This is a genomic window from Deltaproteobacteria bacterium (assembly GCA_030690165.1).
Taxonomy (GTDB): domain Bacteria; phylum Desulfobacterota; class GWC2-55-46; order UBA9637; family UBA9637; genus JACRNJ01.
Genome location: JAUYHF010000022.1, coordinates 1 through 1,601, shown reverse-complemented (window position 1 = coordinate 1,601; position 1,601 = coordinate 1). Strand labels below are relative to the sequence as shown.

Here is a 1,601-nt window from a genome sequence, read left to right as displayed (position 1 = left end):
GTTCCTGTATCATGTTGGATTTCATAATCATTTGAACTTATTCTAACAAATGCAACCTCATGTAATCTAATCAATCCTGAAATTGCAAAAAAGCTTGAATAATATTGAGTCACAGCACCCCAAGAAAAATTTCCGTCTGCTCCCATCCTTAAATATTCGCCCTCCAACTCTGTAAGATTGGTGCATCTTATGCAAGTCTTTGCAGGGGTTGAGAGCCATAGTTCGTGCATTGTCTTCCCGCATAATTGGCAAGTTCCGATTTTCATCTACCCCTCCTTATCCGTATTCAACAACCAGCTATACAAGTAATGTTTAGCTGCTTTTTTGGAAATGGTATAAACATCTTCTCTGGATAACTGGTGTGTCTTTTTATGCTCCATACAATATCTCTCAAATTCGCCTTGCACTGAATATGCAATATTAGAAATATACACAAGCTGCATGTTGCTATCCTTGTTTATTTCCGTTGTGATATATTTTACGGCTTCTTGAAATGTCATATTTTGCCTTGCTCTGCCAATTCCCCATAATCCCATGGCTGCGGGTTATTTGTCCACGATGTTTGCCCATCTGGCCAGCAATAGATTAACCCATCTTTTACATAAGCCAAATATCGCTTATGTCTAATACCCCGAATACCCCAAACTATTAACGGTGTGTCTACTTTCATATCTGACAAGTCTATCGGCTCTTTCTCTTCCTGAATATCCTTGAGCCAATCTTTTTTCCAAGAGAAGGACTCGCCAATATAGTCATATAAATTTTTTGTCAATTCCGCCCCATTAGAGGGGGCAAAATGCCCTGGGCTTGGATGTGGTGTTAAAACTATTCTTCGCCCTGCTATTTTATTCATAGCAACGCAATAGCTCCACCATTGGCTTTTAAAGTCTTCACACCCTGATTGCCCCGTAATCTCTTCCGCACTCTTTATAATCCCTGTTATCATATTAAACCTCCCCTAACATCCTATATTGATATATTTTATTGCCCTTATTGGTTTTACCGACATATCGGCATTTAATTTGTTTGACCATAACATCATTGACAAATATGCTATGGACAATATTCCTCTTTAACTCTGATATTCTTGTTGAGACACATACGCAGCCGGTCTTGTCTGCAATCTCTTTCATAGTATGCCATTGCCAGTCGGATAATATTTTACAGATTGATTGCAACATTGGGGAGTTATTTAATTTGGCGGCGTGTTGCATTAGTTACCATCCTCCTTCCACTCGGATATTTTTCTATCCCTTATATTAATTTTGTGCCCTAAATATTGCCCACCTTCCGCAGAAGTGAGGCCTCTCAAATACAGAGAGCCGCATTTCTTTGGCAGGGTTAAGCCTTCCGCAGACGTGAGGCCTCTCAAATCCAGATAGCCGTTTATTTCCTTTGGCAGGGTTAAGCCTTCCGCAGACGTGAGGCCTCTCAAATCCAGATAGCCGTTTATTTCCTTTGGCAGGGTTAAGCCTTCCGCAGACGTGAGGCCTCCCAAATCCAGATAGCCGTTTATTTCCTTTGGCAGGGTTAAGCCTTCCGCAGACGTGAGGCCTCTCAAATCCAGATAGCCGTTTATTTCCTTTGGCAGGGTTAAGCCT

4 protein-coding genes are annotated in these 1,601 nt (G+C 41.2%); all 4 read right to left on the bottom strand.

What is annotated here, in order from left to right; translation table 11 throughout:
* Positions 1-266: hypothetical protein (locus Q8P28_04665; GenBank protein ID MDP2682089.1), on the bottom strand; the 266-nt coding region annotated here is incomplete at its 3' end.
* Positions 267-500 carry a hypothetical protein gene (locus tag Q8P28_04660; GenBank protein MDP2682088.1) on the bottom strand — a complete coding sequence of 78 codons (234 nt, stop codon included), beginning with the start codon at positions 498-500 and terminating at the stop codon, positions 267-269. It abuts the gene before it with no gap.
* The gene (locus Q8P28_04655) at positions 497-946 is read right to left on the bottom strand and encodes a hypothetical protein (GenBank protein ID MDP2682087.1); all 450 of its coding nucleotides are present in this window, start codon (positions 944-946) and stop codon (positions 497-499) included. Before Q8P28_04655 ends, Q8P28_04660 begins: the two co-directional genes overlap by 4 nt.
* Before the next feature lie 267 nt (positions 947-1,213).
* Positions 1,214-1,601: hypothetical protein (locus Q8P28_04650; protein MDP2682086.1), on the bottom strand; the 388-nt coding region annotated here is incomplete at its 5' end.